We start from the raw sequence: 25,385 nt of genomic DNA on the forward strand, positions 1-25,385 counted from the left end.
TAGGCTTTCCATGGGAAAGCCTATCCTTTTTAATTTTTTTAACTGAAAATTTTCACCTTTTACTTTTACCTACATACTATGTAAAGTAGCTCAAGAAGGAGGAAATACAGGTATGAATAACAACTTCTTTAAGAATATAGAATCAAAAACAGGTGTGAATATGAAAGACATTTTTGACCTGGCTAATTCATTACAAAATGCAAACTTCAAAGATGAAAACACAGTAAGAGGGGTCATTCGCCGAGTATCCCAAATCGCTGGCAAACCTGTTCCTAAAGAAACAGAGGACAAAATTGTTCAATCCATTGTTAAGGATGGGAAACAGCTTGATTTCAACACACTATCCAAGATGATTAATAAAAAGTGATTTGGCGGGTAACCTCTTGTCTAAAGGTTACCCTTTTATTCTTTATTCTTGTGTATTGGTGCCAGTCTTAAAGCAGATAAGAACCGGGATGCTTTTGCTTTTCTTCCCCTCAAGTGCATCGGAATGGATACATACAGCTCTGCCATTGATCTTGTCATCGCAACATATAATAGTCGCCTTTCTTCTTCCATAGGCAGATTGTCGCCATTTCGGAAGGCTTCCAATGCATAATCGTGAGGAAGGGAACCGTCAACACCGCCTAGAATATAGACGATTTTATATTCAAGTCCTTTGGCACGATGAATGGTTGTCAGGCTGATTGCATTTTTTGTATCTTTATATTGTTTTTTCAGTTCTGCGTTCATGGCAATCATATGGTCTGTATAGGCAACAAATTCAGCAATGGTGCCAAACTTTTTAGCGACAACTTTAAGATCTCGAAGATCGTCAGAGCCTTTATCCCATTGATTTCCTTCATTTCCCCGTTTTTTAATGAACTCTTGGAAGCCGAGTTCTTTTTCAATAAAGGCAATGGCCTCTAAAGGGGGAGTTGATTTTAGTTTTTTCAGAGCGTCTGGAATTTTTTTTAGTCTCGATTCCTGAAAGGCAAATCCGGTTTTAATTTTTGCGAATCCGTCAGCCAGGCTGCAATCTTCCAAAATACTTAATGCTTTTAAGTCTTGAAGCACACTTTTCTTGAGAAATAATGTCGGCAGCAAACTGTTAACAGCATGCTGATCATCTGGGTCAACAGCAAGCTTTAAGTAAGCAATCATGCTTTTGACGATAAAGCGGCTGTAAAAGGAACCAGAATCCTGCTCGAGTCTAAATGGAAGACTTGAGGAAGACAGTCTTTCAAACATTGCCCTGCTGTTTGTATTAGTTCTAAACAGAATGGCGAAGTCCGTCGGTTCTGCCCCTTTTTGAATTTTTTCTAATATGTCTGTGACTATCATTGTTGCTTCTTCCTCTTCATCATAAGGATAGAAGAGGAGGGGATTTTGTCCAGTATAGGTCGCAGCCATTTTTTTGGGACGTCTGTTTTTGTTTGCTTTTATAATATCATTTGCTGATGATACAATTTCATTAGTAGAGCGGTAATTATTCTTCAGATAAATAATTTTGGCGTTTTTAAAGTCCTTTTCATAATCCAGCAGGTATTTCGGGTCACTGCCTCGAAATGCATAAATAGCCTGATCATCATCTCCAACTGCATAAATACTTTTCGCTCGTTGGGACATCAATTTTATCCATTCATACTGGACTTTATTAATGTCTTGAAATTCGTCTAGCAGGAAATAGGAAAATCTGTTTTGGTATGTTTCAAGTATTTTAGGATTTTCAAGGAAAAAGTAATATCCGCCGACAAGCATATCGTCAAAATCATATTGGCCTTTGTTATGCTTTGTCTCTTCATATTTTTTGTAAAGTGGCAATACCTTCTCTTCCCAATCAGAAGCAGGCTTAATTTCATTTGGAAATTGCAAAGAATTCTTCCATGCTCCAATCAATTGAAGGGCAGCATCATATGGGAATTCTTTCATATCAATTCCTAATTCTGTGCCAATTTCTTTTAGGATTAATTCTTTCTGCCAGTTGCTGCTCAGCAAATTGGTCCTTTTCCATTTATTTGGTTCGTGAAAAAGGAGTATTTGATACAGGATACTGTGGAAGGTCCCTGAAACAATCCGGCTGATTACCGTTTTGGTCATGTCAGGATACTTCATAAGCCGTTCTTTCATTTCTAATGCAGCTTTGCTCGTAAATGTTACTAGCATGATGGAGGCAGGATCAATTTTCTTCTCATGGATGAGATAGGCAGTTCTCGCCGTCAGAACTCGTGTTTTTCCGCTTCCGGCACCTGCAACAACCAATACTGCTTCCTCATCTGTTGTGACGGCATTGCATTGGGATTCATCAAGCTTGACGCCACTAAGGGAAAGAGCATGAAGATAACTGTCTGGCGCGTTATAATCAGGTCTGCTCACCTTAGCAGCAGTATCTGTAACAGTTTGGATGATTTTAGGCTGTTTAAAGCTAATTTCTTCAATCGGTGTTGAAATGCTTCGAGATTTAGGAAAACGAAATCCGTTTCTTTCTTCATATTCAACAGCAGCAGCTGCTTCACTGACAGCTGGAGTAATATTTTGCTGGCAAGGCTCTGAAGTGGAAGCATGGTAAAAATGCGGTTTTGCTTTAATACCCAAATAAAGCTTTACAGCCTCACCGCAGACTGAGCAAGCAAGAAGGCCTTTTTTTCCAGCTTCATGCCAAGTCTGCCAGTCGCTTCTCGTATCAGCATATAAATGTATCAATCTATCATAATAGTAGGCTGTTTCCATAGTTAAACCTCATTTTCATACAATACTTCTTTTTTTAACGTACTTATTATCATAGCAAAATAAAAGAGTATATAAAAGGGAAGAAGGAAGTTTAACAAAACCATTAATTGGGTATGGATAAAAAAATCAAGTAGGAGGCAATTCGTATGGGTTATATTCTTCCAGTAAATAACTATCAATATGAACAGTATGTTAGACAGGATATCGCGCAAAAAATTAGACCTGTTAAGAGCCAAAAGGTTTTTGCACCTGCTGTTATTTCCAATACATATGAGAGATTTGACCAGCCCTATTCTGCACATAATAAAGAGGCTTCCAAAAGGAGAATGGAAGATGCGGAGAAGCTCATTGCCGAACTGACAGGAAAAGGTCGGCAATTCAACAAGCTTGTCTAATTAATAGCTTTGAACATATAAAGGAGCATCTTCCTGCCATTCAGCATACAACACTGTTTTAGGAGAATGAATTCCTATTTGAGCTAATTCTGCGTTTAGCTTTTTTTCATCCCAGCCGACAGTAGTCAAATTTTCCTCGATGATTTCTCCATCTAGTATGAGACTTAAAGGCAGAGTGCTGTCTTGGACATTCAGCTGCATTTCTGTCCGGGAGGGACTTGTATATGCCTGTTTTTTAATCGTGTTAACCGTTCCATCTGTTTCTAAAATAGCATAATGGCATTCTTGGATGGAGAAAATATCCTTGGAACGGAGAAGATGCTGAAGCTGGTTCAAATCGAGATGGTTTTTCTTCAGTTCATCATAATCTATCTTTCCTTTTTGGATGATGATAGATGGCTTTCCTTCAAGTAAGCTGCGTGAGCTCCGGAACTTTTGTGTCAAAAATTCTGTCAGGAAGATTAAAAAACCCCAAATAATGACAGCATATAATATTTCCTTTATGCCTGTATTGTCATCATACATTGCGTTTCCGACTAATTCCCCAATAACTAGCACACAAACAAAATCGAACGTTGTTACTTGGGTTATAACGGTTTTACCGAGTATTTTAGTAAAGAGAAGAAGTGCAATAAATCCAAAAACAAGCTCTGAACCAATATGCAGGAAATCCATAAGTTTATCATCCTTTCTCCTCCGTTATTCTAGACAAGAACAATAGAAAATAAACAAAGGGGAATGTCAGCTGACATTCCCCTAAAAATTTGTAAGTTCTCTTATTCATTATTACCGAGACGGAAAGTCTCAAATACAGTCCAAGAGCCGTTTTCCAACTCATACAAGAGATGAAAGCGGTCCGTACTTTCCTCATGGCTGAAACTGCGCATTCTTAAGCTGCTGTATAGATCGAGATGCTCATCGTTAGACAGCTGCTGCCCAAGTGTTACGTGAGGAATGAAAGGATGCTCCTCGGGCACACCGATTGTGTTAATGATTTCCGTATGTAGATCCTCTAAATCGGAATTTTGTTCGATCTTTAAATAAATAACATTATTAACAGGCTGAAATGTGCTTATTTTCAAAACTTTAATCGCGATGGAATGGTAATGGCTCGCCACCTTTTGCAACTTGGCACTGATTGTCTTAATTTCATCATTGTCTGCGTTGAATTCGCCTACTAGCGTGATGTGAGGCGGTACTAAAGCGTATTTCGGATCATAGCGTTTACGGTAAGAATTAGCTAAATCTTGCAGCTCTTTTCCTGGAAAAATAGCGATGCCATATTTCATGGTTGAAACCCCCATTTCTTCTCTTCAATAATGTATATTCCTTAAGACAGGTATTCATTGCCTTACAAGCAGTTTTGCAGTATCTGTAAGATATTATAACAAATTTATAAATTGATGTTCAAAAATATCTGTTTTTTCATTATTTTCATATATAAAAAATTGTTCTAACTGCTATACATATGTAACAGAATAGTCCTCAAATAAGGCTGCCAATATTTCCATGTATGATTTCCTTCGTATTCTTCGTAATGATAATCGGCATTAGATTCGTGCAGCAGTGTAGCCAAGTTCCGGTTTGGTTCAAGGAAGTCCTCGATTGTGTTGCTGGACGTTTTAACTGCTGTTTCCTCGCTTCCTATTATATGGAATATTTCGAGAAGATGAAAGGTCTGAAAGGCGTTTACTTCAGATAACACTTCCTCGTTAACATATGGAGACTGAAGCATCACTTTGCCGAATGTATGTGGATATTTCAAGGCTGCTCTAAGCGAAACGGTTGCTCCAAGGGAATCACCGATAAGTCCTCTGCCGAGCCCCATTTGGTATGTCGGAAATTCACTATCCAAAAACGGGACAAGCTCATGTGCGAGAAAGCGGATATAGCTTTGTGATTTTTCGCCATCTGGGTGATATTTTGACCTTCTGTCTGCAACATCCGCATATGGAATACCAACGATTATTGTTCCTTCTATGTCGTTATTCAACTGCAGTTCATCTGCAGTTCTGCCAATCCTGCCAAGCTGGAAATAATCTTTCCCATCTTGGGCAATCAAAAGCTGGTATTTATATAAATCAGAATAGTTTGGTGGTAAATAGACGAGCAGCTGAATTTCTTCATTCAAAGCATTGCTGTAAAACATGATTTCTTTAATTGTCCCTTGAGTAGACATAATTTGCTCCTTCATTTTTTATTATTATTTACGTTTAGTTTAGCATAAAATCCCTTTTCCTTGCAGATTCTCCGTTTATTTTCATAAACTGCTAATTCACTATATATTGTGTACATTCGGTGAACAAACCTACTATATGTTGATGTTTTTAGAGACGGTTATTTATAATGAGGAAGAATTGAGTGTAGAGGGAGAGAAGGAAATGGGTACATATGAAAAATTAATGAATGAATTTGCTGATATAACAACAGGGGAGCGCATAGACCTTATCCAAGAAAATGCCAACATGGACGGTGTTTCTCCGATGAGCCATATGATGCATTTTGCTTCTGCTTCAACAAAGCATTTTACAATCGAACAACTTTTGTCAGAAGAAGCGAAAAATGCGTATTTAAGCGGTTATATCCATATTCATGATTTAGACTTTTATGCGTCAGGAACGGCTACATGCTGCCAAATCCCAGTCGGCAAGATTTTAAAAGAAGGCTTTAATACGGGCCATGGATATATGAGAGAACCGAAGAGCATTATGAGCGCCATGGCGCTGACATCAATAATCCTGCAGGCAAACCAAAACCAGCAGCACGGGGGACAAGCAGTGCCTTTGTTTGATTATGACTTGGCTCCATATATCAAGAAATCCTATATGCGCCATAAAAACCGACTTGAAGGGCTTTTTTCAAGTGTCAAGCAAAGGGATGAAATTGCCTGGAAATGGATAGAGGAAGAAACCTATCAGGCATGTGAAGCGTTTGTGCATAATTGTAATAGCATGCATTCAAGAGGAGGGGGGCAGACACCGTTTGTCTCTGTTAATCTCGGTACCGACATATCAGTGGAAGGAAGATTGCTTACAAAAAGCTTGCTGCTTGCTGTAAAGGCAGGATTAGGGAAAGGGGAGACGCCAATTTTTCCAATTATCGTCTTTAAAGTAAAGGAAGGTATCAATTACAGCAAGGAAGATATAAACTATGATCTTTTTCAGCTTGCAATCGAGACAACAAGCAAAAGATTGTTTCCGAATTTTCTTTTTCTGGATGCACCGTTTAACAAAGAACATTATGACGGCACACCAGAGTCAGAAGCAGCAACAATGGGCTGCAGAACGAGAGTGATGGGAAATATTCATGGGTCAGCCAGCTGTATTGGAAGGGGAAATCTGTCTTTCACAAGCCTTAACCTACCCCTTATCGCACTGGAATCCAACACTGTTGAGGATTTTTTTACACGCTTGGACAGTTATATACATATTGCCATTGAGCAATTGTATGATCGTTACGAGTATCAAGGGAATAAAAAGGCAGCGAACTTCAAATTTTTGTTCACTCAAGGAGTTTGGAAAGGAGGGGAGGCGCTTAGCCCTGAAGATAATCTTGAAGAAATCTGGAAACAGGGCACGCTGTCTCTTGGGTTTGTAGGCCTTGCTGAAGCTCTGGTTGCCTTAACAGGCTATCATCACGGAGAATCGGAAGAGGCTTATAAGCTTGGGTTGAAAATTGTTGCTCATATGAGAAAAAGAACAGATGAAGCAACGAAAGCTAAGCAAATGAACTATTCTCTTATCGCCACTCCAGCTGAATCGTTTGCAGGCAAAGCGCAAAGAGAAGTCAGAAAAAAATACGGAATCATAAAGAGGATTACCGACCGGCCTTATTTTACAAATAGCTTTCATATCCCCGTTCATTACAAAATTATGGCAATTGATAAAATTGAAAAGGAAGCGCCATTCCACCCATTGACGAACGGAGGCCACATCACTTATTTAGAATTGGATGGGGATGCAAGCAAAAACCTTGCAGCAATGGAGCAGATTGTCCGAGCAATGAAGGAGGCCGGCATTGGATATGGAAGCATTAATCATCCTGTCGATCGGTGTCTTGCTTGCGGGTATAAAGGGGTTATAAATAACAGCTGCCCTAGCTGCAATATTGCGGGAGAGGAGAATTTTGAGCGTATCCGGAGAATTACAGGCTATCTCGTCGGGTCACTAGATAAATGGAACTCAGCTAAACGGTCGGAAGAGAAGGACCGAGTGAAGCATAGATGAGAGTGCTAAATATTATACAAGACAGCATTGTAGACGGCCCCGGACTGAGAAGCACTGTTTTTTTTGCCGGCTGTCCTCATCGATGCAAGGGGTGCCATAACCCGAACAGCTGGAACAGAAGAGGCGGTACAGAGATGGAAGCTGCTGATATTTTTAATATATTGATGGCCAATCCCTTTAATGATGTCACCTTCAGCGGCGGGGAGCCTTTTTATCAGAATCATCATGAGCTCCTCACACTTGCATCAGAACTGAAAAGGAATGGAAAAAATATTTGGTGTTATACTGGATATAAATGGGAACAATTAATTAGCTGCGCAAGCAGCAAAGCCGTTTGCGAATATTTAGATGTTATTGTAGATGGCCCGTTTATTATGGAGAAGAGAGATTTAAATCTGCAGTTTATGGGAAGCAGCAACCAGAGACTGATTGCTGTTTCCCGCAGCTTGGCAGCGCAAGAACCCATTCTTTTTGAATGATAAAAAAGCATGTGCTTTTCGCACATGCCTTTTAGCTTCTATATTTACGCTCTTAAATTTGGAGATAACGGCTTTTCTTCTTTGTCTTTCATGATGTACTTTCGCAAGATTGGCAGCACCCATCTGTCTAGGCCATAGTAGCCTGCATTTGCGCCAGCAAACATAATGATCATTCCCATGAGTATATCTGTTGGGTTATGAGAAATCGTACCTGCGAGAATGAAAGAGAAATTCATCACAACTCCAAAGAATGTAGCTGCAGTTGTCAGACAGCCAAGAATTAAGCCTAACCCTACCAGCAATTCGCCAATCGGAATTAATACGTTAAATAGTCCAACATTAGGAAGTGCAAATCCTTCTATAAAGCTCGTATACCAGCCGTAAACGGCACCGTCAGGACCTGTGACAGGATTTTTAATCGCATTTGTTAAAAATCCGCTTGCATCAAAGCCCTCGCCAGTCAGTTTTCCGAAGCCGGATTTAAACCAAGAATATCCAAGGAATAAACGAATAACAGTTAAAACAATGGCAGCAATCTTATTTTCTCTAATAAAGGCATTAATCATAGTTTTCATCCTTCCTTTATTTCAATATTTCTTACAAGTTAAATATAGCAAAAAAAGAGGGAAGAAAATGATTATTGTGAAACAGTTCACAAAGAAGCCAAGATATTGTGTCTGATATTTGAACATTTATTAAAGAGTGTGTCAGAAATCACTGTAATGTGATTAAGGAGAAGCTCCCAGTTACGAAGGGAGCTTTACTCGATGCTTGGTTTTATTACAGAAGCTGTTGTATTTCTATTGATGATTAGCAATAATTGCTCTGCCATATAGCTTGAGCTGTATTTAAAACCGCCTTTAATCCATTCAACGAGCAGACCAAAGAGGGCGTAGGCAGAATAACTAGCAGCTAGTTCTTTGTCTATGGGGGAGTCCACTACAGGTGTATGAAAATCTTGGAGCGATAATTCCTTTAGAATTTCACACAGTCTATACTGGAAACTATGCAGCAATTCTGCATGGATAATCAGCTTATAAAAGTTTGCGTTTTTTTGGACATGGTCGAACAATTTAATGGCATTTGCCGTCAGTTTACTTACTTCAAAGATTTCGGAATTTTTATAAGGTTCCCGGTAAGAAGCAACCAAATCAGTAATAATGTCATCAATAATTTCATTCAGCAAATCTTCCCTATAAGTATAATGCTTATAGAAGGTGCCGCGATTCAAGTCTGCTAGCTGGACGATATCTGTTATGGTTATTTCCTTAAAGCTTTTTTCCTGCATAAGGGAAAGAAATGCTTCTTTTAGTGATCGTTTTGATTTAATCACTCGCCTATCAAGGTATTCATTTTTATTAGACATATTCCACCTCTAATGTTCATCAAAAAGGATTTGGCAGCAGAAAGCCTGCGATTTGTTGACTAATAGACAAATTCCACTTTATTTGCTGATTGTCCTTCATCGTTTAGTGTCATTATACTATAAGTGTAGTAAAAATTCGCAATGTTGAAAGCGTATTCTAACAGTTTATATATGGGGGTATCTTAATGAGACTTGAAAACAAGGTTGCAATCGTAACAGGTGCTGGTTCTGGTATGGGAAAACAAATTGCTCTTCTTTATGCAAAGGAAGGAGCAAATGTGGCTGTATCAGACATTAATTTGGATGCAGCAAATGCAACAGTAGAAGAAATAAAAGCAAATGGCGGCAATGCATTCGCAGTATCAGCGAACGTGGCAAAAGAAGAGGACATACAAAATCTTATAGATACAACAGTGCAAAACTATGGAACGCTCGATATTCTTGTTAATAATGCTGGAATTATGGATAATTTTGAACCTGCAGGCGATATTTTGGACGAGAATTGGGAAAGAGTATTTGCCGTCAATACAACAAGTGTTATGAGAGCAACACGGAAGGCGCTGCCGATTTTCTTGGAAAAAGAGAGCGGTGTGATTATCAATGTAGCTTCAGCTGGAGGCTTGCAAGGAGCAAGGGCAGGTGCTGCTTATACAGCTTCTAAGCATGCTGTTGTCGGCTTCACTAAAAACACTGGCTTCATGTATGCCAAAAAGGGAATTCGCTGCAATGCAATAGCTCCAGGAGGCGTGGAGACTAATATCAGTGCTTCAATGACAAATGTTAACCCATTTGGAATGGGCAGAGTACAACCGGGGCTAGGTGTAAACCCTCGTATCGGCAAGGCGGAAGAAGTCGCAACTGTTGCTCTATTCCTCGCATCAGATGAATCAAGCTTTGTTAATGGAACAGTGATCACTGCAGATGCAGGGTGGACAGCATTTTAATAAAAACAGGCGTACCAGAAGGTACGCCTGTTTTCTTAGATTAAAGTACTTTGTTTAAGAAGTCTTTAGTCCGTTCGTTTTGCGGATTACCGAAGATCTCCTGTGGAGTGCCTTGTTCGACAATATAACCGCCATCCATAAATATAACTCTGTCTGCTACTTCTCTTGCAAATCCCATTTCATGTGTCACGATAACCATAGTCATGCCTTCTTGTGCCAATTGCTTAATAACATTGAGCACTTCTCCAACCATTTCAGGGTCAAGGGCACTTGTTGGTTCATCAAACAGCATAATATCTGGATTCATTGCAAGCGCACGGGCGATAGCCACCCTTTGTTTTTGACCGCCAGATAACTTCGCTGGGTTTTCTGGAGCCTTATCCTTTAATCCAACACGATCTAAAAGCTGAAGGGCTTTTTCTTTTGCTTCTGCCTTCGTTGCTTTCTTCAATTCGACAGGAGCAAGTGTAATATTCTCCAGAACACTCAAGTTTGGAAAGAGGTTAAAGTGCTGGAAAACCATTCCGATATTTTCTCTTACCTTGTTAATATCAGTGTTTTTATCTGTCAGCTTTTGGTCGTTAACAACAACTTCTCCGCTTGTTACTTCCTCCAGCATATTCAAACAGCGCAGCAAGGTACTTTTTCCAGAACCAGAAGGACCGATAAGGCAAACGACTTCACCTTCTTGGACCTGCACATCAATCGATTTTAAAACTTCAAGGTTTCCATATGATTTTTTCAGATTGGTCACTTTAAGCTTTGCCATTTTTAATCCTTCTTTCTAAAACATTTGATACTTTAGTTAGTATTGTAATAACAATTAAGTAAATCACGCCGACGATAATCCACATTTGGAATGATTCCAGATTTCTTGCAATGATGATTTTACCGCTTTGTGTCAATTCGTTTATGCCAATAATAGACAGAATCGATGTATCTTTCAGTGTTATGACAAACTGGTTAATAAATGCCGGAATCATCAATTGAATAGCTTGTGGAAGAACTACCTTCATCATAGCTTTTCCATAAGGAAGTCCTAAACTGCGGGCAGCTTCCATTTGGCCTTTATCTACAGATTGAATACCGCCTCTGACGATTTCAGCCATGTAAGCACCAGCATTTAAGCTTAATGTAATGAGACCTGCAACAAATGCAGTGATTCGGAAATCAAATGCAGCCGGTATACCAAAGTAAATGAAGAATGCTTGGACAATCAATGGTGTTCCACGGAAAATATCAATATAAATCATTGCAATAGTGCTTAAAACTTTACTTTTTGCAATTCGCATTAAGCCAAAGACAATTCCCACTATTGTTGCAATAATTAAAGAAACAACAGTAAGGATTAATGTCATTTTTAATCCTGTCATCAAGCTTGGCATGCTTTCTTTTAGAAGTCCGAAAAATCCAGTGTCTTCTGCAGCAGCAGTGTCAGAGCCTGTTTCCAAGTATTTATCCATGATTTTCTGGTATTCACCAGATGCTTTTAAGTTTGCAAGTCCTGCGTTAAACATTTCTAAAAGTTCCGTGTTTTGGCCTTTTGAAACAGCAAATCCGTAAGAAGCGCCTGCTTCTTTTTCAGTTACTGTTTTTAAGCCATTGCCTTGTTTAATTCCATATGCTAATACAGGGTAGTCATCAAATACAGCAACGGAATTTCCTGTTTTTACATCTTCGTACATATTTGCAGAGTCATCAAAAGTAACAATATTAAAGCCGTATTCGTCTTTAATGCTTTCAGCGAAGCTTGCACCTTCCGTTCCTGTTTTAACAGCGACCTTTTTGCCTTTTAGGTCATCGTAGGAAGTAACAGTGTCATTATCTTTACTAACAGCCATGATGATTCCAGAATCAAAATATGGATCAGAGAAATCAAATTTCTGTTTTCTTTCATCGGTAATGCTCATTCCCGCAATAACTGCGTCAACTTGCTTTGATTCTAATGCCTGAACAGCAGCATTAAACCCAAGCGGTTTAATTTCGTATTTAAAGCCTTGGTCTTTTGCAATTGCTGCAACAAGGTCCATATCAATTCCAACGAATTCACCACTCGTATCTTGGAATTCAAATGGAGCAAAAGTAATATCTGTAGCAATCTGATATGTTTTTTCTGCAGCCTTCACATTTGTTAGTGGAGAAAGCATGCTTAAGGTAGTCAGTAAAACTACAAAGAACAAAATTAACTTTGGAAATCTTTGTTTTATCTTCATTCATATAGCTCCTTTTGTACTTTTTCTGTGTTGGGAAATTAGGATAAATAAATCCTTTTTAATAAACATTTGTTTGTATGTAAGATAATCTGACATAAAACATAATTAAAATCATACTAAATAAACGCAAAATTGTACAGATATGATTTTTAATTGAGTATAATTTACCTTTTTATTAATAATTGCATTAGTTCTTTCATACAGCTTGTTTTCTGATATGAAAGAGGTTTCATACCTAGCGATGAAGAAGGTAACGGCAAAATTTCTTCCATGATAGTTTTTTTTGTTTGGCGTTTGCTTGATAAAAGAAATGCTTTTTCTAAGTCGTTTTATTTTTTCTTACAATGGTGTATCTAATGCCTGTAATTGAAAAAATTTTTCTATAGCTTTTTAAAGAGGGAAGGGGAATGGGTGGATGCTTAAAAGCGTACATGTTTATGCACGCTTTTAAGATAGGTTTACTTAAATTGATTGTCTGGGTGAAGATTGTTTTGCATGAGTTCTTGTACTTTGTTGATTTGATCTGTTGAGGCAATCTCTGTTTTGTACCAGCCTTTGTCATCCATGATTGAAAAGAGTTCGTATTGGTTGGAGCTGGCATTGGCATAGGCTCCTTCGTAAATCTCTCGCAGTCCTTGATGCTTTGTCTCGAGTATAACGTTATTGATGCTATGGCAGCGGCCTTTTTCAAGCTCCAAACAAAGCTGGAGCAATTCCCGGTCTGTCAGTCCGCGTCCTTCGATATTGTTTGGCATAAGATCATTCCTTTCCCATAAGCTATTGAATATTTTGCGTCCTGTTAAAATATTGGGATAGGTCGGCAATCTTTAACTGGTGCTTTTCTGCCATTGTTTCCAATATGTTTTTTAATGTTTCATCCTCACATTGCGTTGCACACCAATTTAATGTTTTAGCGGTAATTGCTTCTGCACGTATCTCATCCTCAATAAATGCCAGTTCCTTCATTGTTAGTTCGGTCAAAGCTTACTTCACCTCCCACAACCATATATGCTTAGTATTGTTTCGGTACAGCTGTTTTATCCTTGTTTGCAGATAATGGCTGTTTATTACGAAGATATTCGGATTTAATAACATGCTCTTACGCTATATGAGCCATAATATAGGCATCGATCCGATTACGATAGAAGGGGCTTATTTAAATTAGATTTGTTTATGCTATAATAGTATTAGAACCAAGTACTAAAACTAGGTGTAATATTATGAATACGACTTGTCGAACTAGGGGGACAATATGGAAGATTTATTAAAGCTAAAAGGCAAAAATATCGTCATTATGGGCGTTGCAAATGAACGGAGTCTAGCTTGGGGTGTGGCTAAATCATTATTTAAAGCAGGTGCAAATCTGATATTTACATACCGTCTTGACCGCTCTCTTGCTAAGTTGAACAAATTGCTGGCAGATAACAGCTATAATGCCGATTTGATTGTGCAATGTGATGTTAATAGTGATGAAAGCACAAAAAATGCCTTCCAGGAAATTGGGGAAAAGGTTGGCGTGATCCATGGAATCGTCCACTCTGTTGCGTTTGCTCATTCGGAAGATTTAAAGGGAGATTTCATTAATACTTCAAGAGAAGGATATGCATTTGCACAGGATACTAGCAGCTATTCATTAGTTGCTGTTGCAAGGGAAGCGAAGCCCTTCATGACAGAAGGCGGATCTATCACGACAATGAGCTATCTAGGAGCAGAACGTGCTGTAGGCGGATATAATGTGATGGGTGTTGCTAAAGCAGCACTAGAATCTTCTGTGAGATACTTGGCATTAGACATGGGTAAAGATAATATCCGCGTTAATGCAATCTCTGCTGGAGCAATCCGCACACTCGCTGCTAAAGGTGTCGGTTCATTTAATGAAATTCTTCATAAGATTGAAGATACTGCGCCATTGAAACGGAATGTAACACAGGACGAAGTTGGTGACATGACATTAGCTATGATCAGTGAGCTGTCCAGAGGGGTTACAGGCGAGATCATTTATGTAGATTCAGGCTATAACATTCTAGGGTAATATAAAGCAAAAAAACGAGGCTATGATATAGCCTCGTTTTTTATTATTTAGATTTTGTTCTAGGCGTTGATCTTCTAATGAAAAATGCTAAAAGAAGAGCTAGTGCCGAGATACCTGTAGCAACGATAAAGGCATCGTTAATTCCGTCAATTGTCGCTTGCTGAACTGCTTTCCCATAAATAGAGGATACAGCCAGTGCCTGACCAGAGCTTGTCGGAATGCCAGCTAATGCTGCAAAGCCTTGACCAAGCTGTGCCATTTTTTCGGCGATAAATGGATTATCACTTGTAATAATATTGCTGTAATTAGCAGTATGGTATGTGGATCTGTTTGTCATAACGGTAACAAGGAATGCTGTCCCAATACTTCCTGCAACTGTTCTTGCAGTATTAGAAGCAGCTGTACCATGACTTGTTAAATGCATAGGCAGCTGATTCATTCCTTCTGTCATAACTGTCATCATGATAAACGACATTCCGAACATGCGGAAAATATAAAGCATCATGATATGTGCATAAGTTGTTTGCATCGTCAATTGGGTAAAGCCCCATGTTGTCAAAACAGTAATGACAAGTCCAATAACTGCGAGCGGTCTTGCCCCGAAGCGGTCAAACAGCTTACCGGCAATCGGCGACATGATACCCATCACGATAGCACCTGGGAGCATTAATAGGCCAGAATCCAATGCTGTAAAGCCACGGATGTTTTGCAGGTAAACAGGGAGCAAGATCATCCCAGCAAACATTGCCATATTAACAACCATGCTTACTACTGTAGTTAAAGCATAAATATCATATTTAAATACTCTTAAATCAAGCATCGGTACATCTGTTGTGAATTCACGCCATACGAATAGAACTAAGAACACAATCCCGATGAAAAGAGATAAGACAACTACACTGCTGTCCCAGCCATCGTTTCCAGCTTCACTGAAACCGTACAGTAAGAAGCCCAACCCGATAGAGGAAGTAATAAAGCCCCAAAGGTCAAATTTAGGATTTGTACGCGGTGTAACATCTCTCATCCAAATGGAGGCGATAATTAAATCGATAATACCAAAAGGAATGACTAGATCGAAAAGCACCCTCCAAGAATAGTGTCCGATAAGCCAACCTGAAAGTGTCGGTCCGATTGCAGGGGCAAAGATCATGGCAACACCCATGATACCCATTGCAGTTCCTCGTTTTTCAGGAGGGAAAATAGTTAAGAATGTTGTCATTAGAAGCGGCATAATGACACCTGCTCCGGCTGCCTGAATAACGCGTCCAACCATCAGCATGCTGAATCCGGTGGAGACAGAACAAACTAATGACCCTATCGTAAAGGCACTCATTGCAAGGATTAATAGTTTCCTTGTACCAAGCTTGCTGATTAAAAACGGAGTAATTGGAATGAATATACCGTTTGTCAGCATATAGCCTGTTGTCAGCCACTGCACAGTGCTTGTTGATACATTCAAGTCGTTCATAATATGCGGGATGGCAACATTCAATAATGTTTGGTTCAAAATCGCAACGAATGCGCCGAGCATAACTGCAGCAATAATTTTGCCTTTACTGCCTTCAAAATCAACCTTCGCTTTTTCTTTTACTGTTTTTTCTACTTCAGGTATTTCTTCTTCGCCAGGTTTTTCGGCATCATCTACATCTACGACATACTCTAGGCTTGGCTCTGTAATCGCAGATTTTGCTAATGTATCATTTATGGCATCATCCATCGGACTCTCTTCAGCGATGGAGCTGGTTTGCGATGTTTCTTTATTAAGGATTGGTTCATCTTTTTCATAATTTTTTGCCGGTTTTGGCTTCCTGCTTTGTTTCCTAATCAGGTAATTGATGGTGAGGAGCAATATAATGCTGATCACTGCATAACTTGCGATATATATCGTCATCGTCATCACCTACTTATGAATTCGCACAGTTACATTCATACCAGGTACTAAATCTAAACCACCATAGTTATCAATCGAGATTTTTACAGGAATGACTTGCGTTTCTTTTGTGTAGTCGCCTGAAGAATTGCTGCTAGGAAGCAAAGAGAATGTGCTTGATGTTGCTAAGCCTAAAGAATCGACTTTACCAGTAAGAGTTGTATCTGGATATGCATCTACATAAAGATCGACATCTTGACCGACCTTTACATCATTTAAGTCCGTTTCATCAACATTTGCTGTAACCCAAAGATTGTTCATATCATATGCTTTAGCAAGAGAAGTACCTGCTGCTACGAATGAGTTTTCTACTGCTGAAGATTGGACAACCGTGCTGTTAGCAGGAACGTTTACATTGATTTTTGAAGTTCCAGTTTCTGTTGTTACTTCAACTGTACCGATTTTTTCGTTTTTGCCGAATTTTTCTCCGACATCACCGCTCCAGTTCGTTAATTTACCTGTTGCAGGGGAAGCAATGCTTACTTGCTGTCCAGCGATTTGGGCATTATCTGTTGAGATATACGAAACTGATTTGTCATAGAAATAATAGCCGGTAAAACCGCCGCCTACTAAGACAACTAGTAGGATGATGTTAATAAGTATCATGCGTCTTGCATTCATTCTTGAAAGTCCTCCTTAGAATTGAGAATCGTTAAGATTTTGTTGTTTAATTCAAGCAGTTTTTGTATATCTTCGTCTGGGAATTGCATTATTTCTTTTATTTTGCGGGCAACGACAGAGTCAGAATGCATCAGTGCTTCTAATTTTTCATTTCCTAGCTTTGTCAGATGTAGATTGACAGCTCTTCTGTCGGTTGTTTGAGTTGTCCGTTCAATCATATCCTGCTGCACAAGGCGGTCAATCACACCGCTGACAGTACTTTTTGTCAGACGTAATTTGTCTGCAAGCTCGCCTAAGCTTATATTCGGCTGAAATGAAACCCGATATAAAGCTTTTAGCTGAACAGCAGTCAAACCCATCCGGTCTGCATCTTCCTTTAGGAGCTGATAGTAAGCCTTGCTTATTCTTGCGTACGATCGAATCAGCTCATTGTTTAAAGCTTCTTTCACGCCATGCCTCCTTTTCCCTTATGAAATAAACTACCCAACCAGACATAAAAAATGCTGGAATTAATACCTTGTCAAAAATAGTTCGTATACGAACTATATCGCAAGAGCTATCTTCGCATAATTAATTAGGAGTATCATTAAAAGAAGTTAAAAAAATGATGAGAAAATAATGAGTGGAAAGTAGCTATATTAAAATAGAAGGAAAGCGGTTTATTAAACAGAGGAAAGACCCTTTTCAAAGGAAAAGGGCCATAGAAATCAACTGTTTAAATCATATAATCCTGGGCTGTGCTCATTTGGCATATCAGGAAGTTCAGGGACAGGATAGCCTTGAGGAGGCTCAACGACTTTAAGCTCTCCTTTATTTCTGCTTGGTGACTCACCTTGGAAAATCTCGCCGATTCTAGTGTCATCAAGACGGAAGTTGAATTGAGCATTATGGAAGCCTAAGTCTACATACTTGCGGCATTCAGGGTACTTATTGATGTCATAGTTTGGAACTGGGAATAGTTTTGCCCAGTTTACGCCTAATGTTTCAAGTGCTTTGGCGAAGGCATTTTGGTGTGCGTTGTCACGAACAATTAAAAATGCCAAAGTTTCACGGAATGTTTTGTTTGAGCTCATTTCATATAAACGTGATTTTTGCAAAACACCTGTTGACTCAAGAACTAAGTTATCAAGAAGATCAGCAACTAAGTTCCCGTGGCTGTATACATAGTTTCCTGTCCATGGGTTTCCACCGGCATCAACTGGCAGAGAAGCCTGTGCACCCATTATATAATGATGTGGGTTAACATTTTCTGTTGCAACATGAAGTGGTGCATTGCTTTCGCCAACAGAACCTACACCTATATCACCTGAACCATTGAGCAGCTGATTAATAGTTGTCTGAACGAGCTCCACATGGCTTAGCTCTTCAAGGAATACACCACGAATCAAGTCGCGATATTGTTTAGCTTTTCCACGGAAGTTAGCACTTTGGAAAGAGAACTGCATCATTGTTCTCATTTCTCCAAAACGCCCGCCTAATGCTTCTTGAAGGACTTTTGCTGCGGCTGGGTCTGGTTTATCAGGAACAATTACATTTATTAAATCTTCTTTATAGAAATACAAGATGATACCTCCAATGGTATTTTTTTAATTTTTATCATTTTTTATTGTTGATTAATTTTCTTTTTTTATTCCACCCTTTTTAGAAACGAACCAAAAAGGGGATAGTAAATATATAATGAACAATCGAAATTGTTAAAATATTTTTTTCGAAAATAATAGTTGATGAAAGAAATTTTTTTTCGTATAATAAGTACATAGGAAATGAAAACACTTACAAATAAACAACTTTGACTAGGAGGTACATCATATGGATGCCTACTTATTAATTATCACACTAGTTTCAATCGTCCTTGTTATATTAGGAGTTTCCCTGTTTAAATGGCATGCATTTATCAGCTTAACAGTTGCAAGCTTATTTCTAGCCATTTTCTCAGGACTATCTTGGGATAAAATTGTAAGCGCTTATGAGACGGGCGTAGGTGGCGTATTAGGTCATTTAGTCGGGATTTTGGCGCTTGGAACAATACTTGGAAAAATGCTGTCCGAATCTGGGGCAGGGCTGCAAATTGCAAACTTCTTTGTTAGAGTTTTTGGAGAAAAGAAACTGCCATGGGCAATGTTCTTCTCTGGGTTTATTATCGGAATTCCCGTTTTCTTTGAAGTTGGTATTTTAATACTGCTTCCACTTGTTATCTCTATACAGAAAGCAACAAAGAAAAACATTCTTTTGATTGCTTTGCCAGGTATTGCTGGTTTGTCAATCGTTCATGGTTTAGTGCCGCCGCATCCAGGTGCTATTGCGGCAATCGGAATCTTTGATGCAAATCTAGGAAAAGTATTGCTTTACTCACTTATCATTGCACTTCCAGCCGGGATTGTCGGCGGACCGCTGTTTGCTAAATATATTTATAAACGTGTTGTACCACAAGGCGAGCCAGAATTAGTTCGTGTGGAAGAAAAAGACGAAAAGGCACTGCCAAGTGTAGGTATTTCTTTCTTCTCTATCTTGCTGCCTGTTATTTTAATGATTATCGGAACTGCTGCACCATATATGAAATTCTTGCCTGGTGAAGTTCAAAAAGCACTAGCATTTATTGGAAGTCCATTGGTTTCACTGCTGCTTGCTGTATTCTTTGCATTCTATTTCCTTGGCTTCAAGCAGGGAATAGGCAAGGAAAAATTGAAAAAATTCACAGAGGACTGCATCTTGCCAGTCGGATCAATCGTGTTAATCATCGGTGCTGGCGGAGCATTTAAACAAGTGCTGATTGACAGTGGTGTTGGTACTACAATCGGTAATATGTCTGAAAGCTTATCTTTGTCTCCATTAGTTTTAGCCTTCATGATTGCAGGACTTATCCGAATTGCGACAGGGTCTGCGACAGTTGCTTTAACAACTGCAGCAGGAATTGTGTCTCCAATAATTGCAGGTATGTCTGGAGTTAATGTGGAATTGCTTGTATTAGCAACAGGAGCAGGTTCCTTAATGTTCTCTCATGTCAATGACGCTGGTTTCTGGATGGTGAAGGAATATTTAGGATTGTCAGTAGAGGAAACATTCAAAACTTGGACAGTTCTTGAGACGGTTCTTTCATTCGTTGCCTTTGCAGGAGTATTGATTTTGGATCTGTTTGTATAATAAATAAAGAAAAAGGGTGCCAACCTTGAAGCTATCAAGGTTGGCACCCTTTTTATGTTACATTCTCGTATCGGAGATAGCATTTCTGATTTTCTTTAGTGACTTATTGGCTGTATCTTTATTTAAAATCATCATATTAACATACAGAGCATCAATCAGGCTTAATTGAGCAATCCGGGAGGAAAGGGCCTCAGACCTGAATTCTGTTTCCTCTGAGCTTGTAAACAGTGCCACATCTGCATGTTGAGCGATTGGTGATTTTGGATATCCTGTAATGCTAATCGTTTTGGCGCCATTGGTTTTTGCTGTTTTTAAGATATTGATTGTATCTTTGTTCGTACCGGAATGGGAGATGACGACAGCTACATCACGATCAGAAAGCTGGGAGGCAGACATCAGCTGAAAATGTGAATCAATGAATGTAAACGCTTTTATTCCTGTGCGCACAAATTTATGAAATGCATCCATTGCAATGACTGCTGATCCTCCAGTTCCATAAAACTCTACACGCTGTGCTGCAAGCAAAAAATCTGCCGCTTTTTGTATGGACGAACCGTTTACCAGCTGCAAAGTATTTTCCAATGTGCGAATATTCGACATAAACACCTTTTCTGTCACTGTTTTCACATTATCCTGTTCATTTATCTCTTCATGGATATGCTGGATAGGCTCAATGATTTCAGATGCGAGCGCGATTTTCATCGCTTGATAGCCTTTAAAGCCAATTCGTTTGCAAAATCGAAATACAGTTGCATCTGCAACGTTTAAATCCTCTGCAAGCTCATTGATTGTACTGTGAATAATTTTTTCAGGGTTTTCTAATATATAATCTGCAATCTTTTTTTCTTTTTCACTTAGTCTTGCATAATAGGAGCGGATTTTTCCTAAGCAGTTTTGTGCCATATCATTTGATTCCTTTCGACATATTATAAGTATAGTATAGCATATTCAAAATTAGAAAAAATATTTTTTAATACGCTTTCATTAATGAAAAAAATTTCGTATAATAAAGATGAGAGAGAAAATTTTTTTCATGAGGGAGCGTTATAAAAATGAATATTGGATTAATAGGTCTAGGAAAAATGGGATTCAATTTAGCAGAGAATTTATTGGATCATAATTATAGTGTAACAGCTTTTGACGTAAATGTAAGCGCTGTAGAAAAAATTTCAGCAGCTGGTGCCCTTGGTGTAAAGACAATAGCAGATTTAGCTGCTAGTTTGCCAAGTCCGCGGGTGATTTGGGTAATGGTACCATCAGGAAAAATTACCGAGGATGTTATCTTAGAGCTTAGCGAGCAATTAGAAGAAGGGGATATTATCATAGAAGGTGGCAATTCCCATTATCAGGACACAAAAAGGAGAGCAGCTGAGCTGAAGACAAAAGGCATTCATTATCTTGATGTAGGCACTAGCGGGGGAACAAGTGGAGCTAGAAACGGTGCGTGCATGATGATTGGAGGAGACAAAGACGTCTTCACAAGTGTGGAAGGCCTTTTTAGAGATATTTGTGTGGAGAATGGTTATTTATATACAGGAGAAATTGGCAGCGGCCATTTCTTAAAAATGGTTCATAACGGAATTGAGTATGGAATGATGCAGTCAATTGCAGAGGGGTTTGAATTGCTTGAGAAAAGTGAATTCAACTTTGACCATGAGCAGGTTGCGAAAGTTTGGAATAATGGCTCTGTCATCCGCTCATGGCTGATGGAATTAACACAAAATGCCTTCTCGAAAGATCCAAAACTTGAAAGCATTAAAGGAGTAATGCATTCATCAGGAGAAGGAAAGTGGACACTGGAAACAGCACTTGATCTGCAAGTGGCGATGCCTGTGACTGCGATGTCGCTTATGATGCGCTACCGTTCGTTAGAGGAGGATACATTCACAGGAAAAGTCGTAGCTTCATTAAGAAATGAATTCGGAGGCCATAGTGTAGAGAAGAAGTAAAAAAAGCTGCAGCTAATTGCTGCAGCCTCTTTTTATTTAACCCACTTGCGCTGGAAGTCAGCGATATACTCATACTCATTATTAAGCAATCTGGAGATACGGATAAAGATTGGTGTTAAATCTTCATAGATGACAACATTCTCTTTGATAGGCTTATGAGCATGTGTGCTGCCGACAAGCTCTTTCATAATGCTGAAATCTTCAATTTCTCCAAGTCCATACATGCCGAGAACGACTGCACCAAGGCAAGAGCTTTCAAAGCTTTCAGGGACTGTCACTTCCTGATTAAAGATGTCAGCCATCATTTGCCTCCAAAGCTCAGACCGGGCAAAACCGCCAGTAGCCTGGATTTGCTTCGGCTCACCGATTACCTCCTGCAAAGCAAGCATTACTGTATACAGATTTAATATAACGCCTTCAAGCACAGCTCTCACCATATGTTCTTTCTTATGGTGAAGACCAAGTCCAAAGAAGGAGCCTCTTGCGTTCGAATTCCAAAGCGGAGCTCGTTCCCCTGCTAAATATGGATGAAACAGAAGTCCGTCTGCTCCAGGAAGAACGCGGGAAGCAATCTTCGTTAACACTTCATACGGATCAATGCCTAGACGCTTTGCAGTCTCCACTTCTGATGAAGCCAGTTCATCACGAACCCATCTGAACGTCATTCCGCCGTTATTGACAGGACCGCCGACTACCCAATGGTTTTCTGTGAGGCAGTAGCAGAAAGTCCGCCCTTTTGGATCTGTCACAGGTTTATCTGTTACAGTTCGGATTGCACCGCTCGTGCCGATTGTGACAGCTACCACACCAGGATCAATAGCATTTACACCTAGATTGGATAGAACTCCGTCATTGGCTCCAACGATAAAAGGAACTTCTTGAGAGAGACCGAGCTCTAAAGCAAGCTCTTCCTTGAGACCTGTGACAGCGTGTGTTGTCGGAACAGGTAAAGGCAAATGGTCTGGAGTTATTCCAGCAATTTCAAGTGCTTCTTTATCCCAGTCAAGCTGTTCTAGGTTAAACAAACCTGTAGCAGAAGCAATGGAATAATCGACAATGAATTCTCCAAAGAAATGATGAAAGATATATTCCTTTATACCAATAAATTTAGCAGTTTTTGTGAAGATCTCCGGATGATCAGCTCTAAGCCAAGCGATTTTTGCAAGAGGAGACATCGGATGGATTGGAGTGCCTGTGCGCTTGTATATTTCCATCCCATTTAAGTCATTCTTAATTTTATCTGCCCATTCAGCTGAACGGCTGTCTGCCCACGTGATGCATTTAGTCAGGGGTTTGTTTTTATCATCGAGAGCAATTATACTGTGCATCGCAGCACTGAAGGAAACAAGCTTTAATTTCTCCAGCTCGACATTACCTTTTTTCAATGTAGTCTTGATTGCTTCTTTCGCAGCAGAAAGTATTTCATCAGGGTCTTGCTCGGCAATGGCAGGTGCAGGGCTGTAAAGCGGGTATTCAACATGATGCATGCTGATTACCTTGCCAGCTTCGCCGAATAATACAGCTTTTGTGCTTGTCGTTCCAATATCAACACCTAAATAGAAGGAATCCTTAAACATTACGAAATCTCCTTTATCATAAAATCCTTAAATATAAATTAAGAGTAAACGGTAACAAAAAAAATTTCTAGAAAACATAAACTTGTTAGAAAAATTTTTTCTTCTCTTTTATTTTAAAGCATCTTTTTTATTTTTGGAACTGTTTTCATTAAAAGAATAAAAGAAACAGGACAAGAAATCAAACATCACGGCGACAAATATCCCTTCGTAACTCGAATTATAGGGAAATTTTTGTAAGGGATATTCTTGAAAAAGCGGAAGCGGGCACTTAGACTAAAACTTGTAATTGGTAGCGGTTACATATTGCGCTATTAGGAATGATCCCCGTCTGACATCATAGAAATACAAAATTTTTTCTTTAAGTTTGTAAGCGGTTGCAAGTTTGTCTGATGTTTTAAAGAGATGAACGTGTTAGACTCTGAGTTTATTTAAGGGAGTGGGGTCCTCTTAGATAGTCAGAAATCAAACAGAGAAAAGAGGGGAAGAAACATGAAAAAAAGCAAGCTGATTTTGTTAACAATCGTCATGATTTTAGTGCTTGTGCCAATACTGCAAGCCTGCAGTTCCAAATCAGGCACTTCGGGGTCAGACGATACAGTCCAGCTCACCTTCTCAGCATGGGGAAATCCAGCTGAAATAAAGGTGTATCAAAAAGCGGTCGATGGATTCATGAAAGAAAATCCAAATATTAAAGTGAAGTTAGTACCAATCCCAAGTGATGGGTATATTCAAAAGCTGCAAACACAGCTGCAAGGAAGCCAAGCACCAGATGTATTCTATGTCGGTGACGGTGATATTTCCAAAATTATTGAAACAGGCAAGCTTGCACCGCTCGGTGAATTTATGAACAGCTCGGAAAGCTATGCAAAACCAGATGAATTTGCAGAAGGGTTATGGGGAGCGGCTAAAAAAGACAATGAGATTTACGGCATCACAGTCGATTGCAATCCGATGCTTATATATTACAATAAAAAGCTGTTTTCAGAGCTTGGAATTAAGTCTCCTCAGGACTATTATGACGAAGGCAAATGGAATTTCGAAGCGATGAAGGAAGTGACTGATGCCCTGCGTGACGGCGGCAAATACGGATTAATTGTTGATAACTCATGGAATACTCTTTTCAGCTGGATTTGGGCTAACGGCGGGGAAATTTACAACAAAGAGACTGGCGAATTCATTCTCGATCAAAATGAAAAAGGAATTGGCGCAATGAGTTTCTTGGAGCAAATGATTAAAGGAAAGAACTTCACTTATTCAGGATCTCTGCCGAAAGGTCAAGGCTCTGAGGCGATGTTTATGTCAGGGCAAGTTGGCATGGTTACTGCAGGCAGATGGTTCACACCACTTTTCCATGAAAATAAATCATTAGAATGGGATTATATTTCATGGCCATCTAATACAGAAAATAAGCAAGAGCCTGTTGCCATTCCGACTGCATATCTAGCTGCTAATAAAGATTCAAAAAATAAAGAGGCGGCGATGAAATTTGTTTCTTACTACACATCTAAGGTAGGGCAAGAGCAGCGTCTTAACGGTATCGGAAATGCAATTCCTTCTATCAATGGTATTGATGAAGCAATTACTAGCTCCAATGTTCCAGAGCATGTCAACTATATTATTGAAGCAAGGGAAAAAGGCTATGCAAACGCAATTCAATCCACCATTCCTGGGTTGGATAAGGAAGTCAATGACATAATGGACTTGATGTATCTTGGCAAAGATGATGCCCAGACAACAGTAGATAAACTGACGAAAAAAGCGAAAGAAATGATTGAAGAACATAAAGCGGAATAAAAAAGTAAA

At 39.3% G+C, this 25,385-nt stretch carries 25 protein-coding genes; 9 read left to right on the top strand and 16 right to left on the bottom strand.

Features of this window, described 5'->3' with window-relative positions:
* The first annotated feature begins 112 nt into the window (after positions 1-112).
* Positions 113-367, top strand: a complete 255-nt coding sequence (gene spoVIF / locus M3600_RS08350) for a sporulation-specific transcription regulator SpoVIF (RefSeq protein ID WP_233316749.1) — start codon at positions 113-115, stop codon at positions 365-367.
* Positions 368-402: 35 nt separating this feature from the next.
* Here the strand turns inward: spoVIF and M3600_RS08355 are convergent, their stop codons facing one another.
* The gene (locus tag M3600_RS08355; RefSeq protein ID WP_237940972.1) at positions 403-2,709 is read right to left on the bottom strand and encodes a UvrD-helicase domain-containing protein; all 2,307 of its coding nucleotides are present in this window, start codon (positions 2,707-2,709) and stop codon (positions 403-405) included.
* Positions 2,710-2,855: 146 nt separating this feature from the next.
* Here M3600_RS08355 and M3600_RS08360 point away from each other — a divergent pair, with 146 nt between their 5' ends.
* On the top strand, positions 2,856-3,104 hold the full coding sequence (locus tag M3600_RS08360; protein ID WP_233316751.1) for a hypothetical protein: 249 nt from the start codon (positions 2,856-2,858) through the stop codon (positions 3,102-3,104).
* Here the strand turns inward: M3600_RS08360 and M3600_RS08365 are convergent, their stop codons facing one another.
* From M3600_RS08365 to M3600_RS08375, 3 genes are all read right to left on the bottom strand, one after another.
* Positions 3,105-3,779 (bottom strand): DUF421 domain-containing protein, encoded by a 675-nt coding sequence (locus tag M3600_RS08365; protein ID WP_237940974.1) that lies wholly within the window; start codon positions 3,777-3,779, stop codon positions 3,105-3,107.
* A 101-nt stretch (positions 3,780-3,880) separates the two neighbouring features.
* Positions 3,881-4,393 (bottom strand): 2'-5' RNA ligase family protein, encoded by a 513-nt coding sequence (locus M3600_RS08370; protein ID WP_233316753.1) that lies wholly within the window; start codon positions 4,391-4,393, stop codon positions 3,881-3,883.
* Positions 4,394-4,557: 164 nt separating this feature from the next.
* Positions 4,558-5,283: an alpha/beta hydrolase gene (locus M3600_RS08375; RefSeq protein ID WP_233316754.1), complete on the bottom strand. Its 726-nt coding sequence runs from the start codon at positions 5,281-5,283 to the stop codon at positions 4,558-4,560.
* A 202-nt stretch (positions 5,284-5,485) separates the two neighbouring features.
* On the opposite strand from M3600_RS08375, the gene M3600_RS08380 reads away from it, so the two are divergent.
* On the top strand, positions 5,486-7,330 hold the full coding sequence (locus M3600_RS08380; protein ID WP_251645337.1) for an anaerobic ribonucleoside triphosphate reductase: 1,845 nt from the start codon (positions 5,486-5,488) through the stop codon (positions 7,328-7,330).
* Entirely contained in the window at positions 7,327-7,809 is a 483-nt protein-coding gene (nrdG, locus tag M3600_RS08385; RefSeq protein ID WP_233316756.1) for an anaerobic ribonucleoside-triphosphate reductase activating protein, read from the top strand. The genes M3600_RS08380 and nrdG overlap by 4 nt, the downstream gene beginning before the upstream one ends.
* Before the next feature lie 44 nt (positions 7,810-7,853).
* On the opposite strand, the gene M3600_RS08390 is transcribed toward nrdG, so the two are convergent.
* Both M3600_RS08390 and M3600_RS08395 read right to left on the bottom strand, forming a co-directional pair.
* On the bottom strand, positions 7,854-8,375 hold the full coding sequence (locus M3600_RS08390) for a DoxX family membrane protein (RefSeq protein ID WP_233316757.1): 522 nt from the start codon (positions 8,373-8,375) through the stop codon (positions 7,854-7,856).
* 194 nt (positions 8,376-8,569) lie between these two features.
* Complete coding sequence (locus tag M3600_RS08395) at positions 8,570-9,175, bottom strand: TetR/AcrR family transcriptional regulator (protein ID WP_251645338.1); 606 nt, start codon at positions 9,173-9,175, stop codon at positions 8,570-8,572.
* 185 nt (positions 9,176-9,360) lie between these two features.
* Here M3600_RS08395 and M3600_RS08400 point away from each other — a divergent pair, with 185 nt between their 5' ends.
* Positions 9,361-10,119 carry an SDR family oxidoreductase gene (locus tag M3600_RS08400; RefSeq protein ID WP_251645339.1) on the top strand — a complete coding sequence of 253 codons (759 nt, stop codon included), beginning with the start codon at positions 9,361-9,363 and terminating at the stop codon, positions 10,117-10,119.
* A 40-nt stretch (positions 10,120-10,159) separates the two neighbouring features.
* Here the strand turns inward: M3600_RS08400 and M3600_RS08405 are convergent, their stop codons facing one another.
* The 4 genes from M3600_RS08405 to M3600_RS08420 all read right to left on the bottom strand — a co-directional run bounded on the left by M3600_RS08405 (position 10,160) and on the right by M3600_RS08420 (position 13,313).
* On the bottom strand, positions 10,160-10,888 hold the full coding sequence (locus M3600_RS08405) for an amino acid ABC transporter ATP-binding protein (RefSeq protein WP_233316760.1): 729 nt from the start codon (positions 10,886-10,888) through the stop codon (positions 10,160-10,162).
* On the bottom strand, positions 10,875-12,332 hold the full coding sequence (locus tag M3600_RS08410; RefSeq protein ID WP_396953792.1) for an amino acid ABC transporter substrate-binding protein/permease: 1,458 nt from the start codon (positions 12,330-12,332) through the stop codon (positions 10,875-10,877). Before M3600_RS08410 ends, M3600_RS08405 begins: the two co-directional genes overlap by 14 nt.
* Positions 12,333-12,790: 458 nt before the next feature.
* Positions 12,791-13,087, bottom strand: coding sequence for a spore coat protein (locus M3600_RS08415; protein WP_237940978.1), 297 nt, complete (start codon positions 13,085-13,087; stop codon positions 12,791-12,793).
* 22 nt (positions 13,088-13,109) lie between these two features.
* Entirely contained in the window at positions 13,110-13,313 is a 204-nt protein-coding gene (locus M3600_RS08420; RefSeq protein ID WP_251645341.1) for a hypothetical protein, read from the bottom strand.
* 271 nt (positions 13,314-13,584) lie between these two features.
* On the opposite strand from M3600_RS08420, the gene fabI reads away from it, so the two are divergent.
* Positions 13,585-14,364 carry an enoyl-ACP reductase FabI gene (gene fabI / locus M3600_RS08425; protein ID WP_233316763.1) on the top strand — a complete coding sequence of 260 codons (780 nt, stop codon included), beginning with the start codon at positions 13,585-13,587 and terminating at the stop codon, positions 14,362-14,364.
* A 43-nt stretch (positions 14,365-14,407) separates the two neighbouring features.
* On the opposite strand, the gene M3600_RS08430 is transcribed toward fabI, so the two are convergent.
* The 4 genes from M3600_RS08430 to M3600_RS08445 form a co-directional block, all read right to left on the bottom strand.
* Positions 14,408-16,255, bottom strand: coding sequence for a DHA2 family efflux MFS transporter permease subunit (locus tag M3600_RS08430; RefSeq protein ID WP_285854750.1), 1,848 nt, complete (start codon positions 16,253-16,255; stop codon positions 14,408-14,410).
* 9 nt (positions 16,256-16,264) lie between these two features.
* A complete protein-coding gene (locus M3600_RS08435) occupies positions 16,265-16,915 on the bottom strand; it encodes an HlyD family secretion protein (protein ID WP_233316764.1) in 651 nt (216 codons plus the stop codon).
* Positions 16,912-17,364, bottom strand: coding sequence for a MarR family winged helix-turn-helix transcriptional regulator (locus M3600_RS08440; protein WP_233316765.1), 453 nt, complete (start codon positions 17,362-17,364; stop codon positions 16,912-16,914). The genes M3600_RS08435 and M3600_RS08440 overlap by 4 nt, the downstream gene beginning before the upstream one ends.
* Before the next feature lie 258 nt (positions 17,365-17,622).
* Positions 17,623-18,477 carry a manganese catalase family protein gene (locus tag M3600_RS08445; protein ID WP_233316766.1) on the bottom strand — a complete coding sequence of 285 codons (855 nt, stop codon included), beginning with the start codon at positions 18,475-18,477 and terminating at the stop codon, positions 17,623-17,625.
* A gap of 247 nt (positions 18,478-18,724) precedes the next feature.
* Between M3600_RS08445 and M3600_RS08450 the strand changes: the two genes are divergently transcribed.
* The gene (locus M3600_RS08450) at positions 18,725-20,056 is read left to right on the top strand and encodes a GntT/GntP/DsdX family permease (protein ID WP_233316767.1); all 1,332 of its coding nucleotides are present in this window, start codon (positions 18,725-18,727) and stop codon (positions 20,054-20,056) included.
* 57 nt (positions 20,057-20,113) lie between these two features.
* On the opposite strand, the gene M3600_RS08455 is transcribed toward M3600_RS08450, so the two are convergent.
* A complete protein-coding gene (locus M3600_RS08455; RefSeq protein ID WP_233316768.1) occupies positions 20,114-20,959 on the bottom strand; it encodes a MurR/RpiR family transcriptional regulator in 846 nt (281 codons plus the stop codon).
* 149 nt (positions 20,960-21,108) lie between these two features.
* Here M3600_RS08455 and gnd point away from each other — a divergent pair, with 149 nt between their 5' ends.
* On the top strand, positions 21,109-22,005 hold the full coding sequence (gene gnd, locus M3600_RS08460) for a phosphogluconate dehydrogenase (NAD(+)-dependent, decarboxylating) (RefSeq protein ID WP_233316769.1): 897 nt from the start codon (positions 21,109-21,111) through the stop codon (positions 22,003-22,005).
* 32 nt (positions 22,006-22,037) lie between these two features.
* Here gnd and gntK read toward each other — a convergent pair whose 3' ends face one another.
* A complete protein-coding gene (gene gntK / locus M3600_RS08465) occupies positions 22,038-23,582 on the bottom strand; it encodes a gluconokinase (RefSeq protein WP_251645348.1) in 1,545 nt (514 codons plus the stop codon).
* A gap of 489 nt (positions 23,583-24,071) precedes the next feature.
* Here gntK and M3600_RS08470 point away from each other — a divergent pair, with 489 nt between their 5' ends.
* Complete coding sequence (locus tag M3600_RS08470; RefSeq protein WP_237940984.1) at positions 24,072-25,376, top strand: ABC transporter substrate-binding protein; 1,305 nt, start codon at positions 24,072-24,074, stop codon at positions 25,374-25,376.
* Positions 25,377-25,385: the final 9 nt, after the last annotated feature.

The organism is Niallia sp. MER 6 (assembly GCF_023714395.1).
In the GTDB taxonomy this organism is placed as follows: Bacteria; Bacillota; Bacilli; order Bacillales; family Cytobacillaceae; genus Niallia.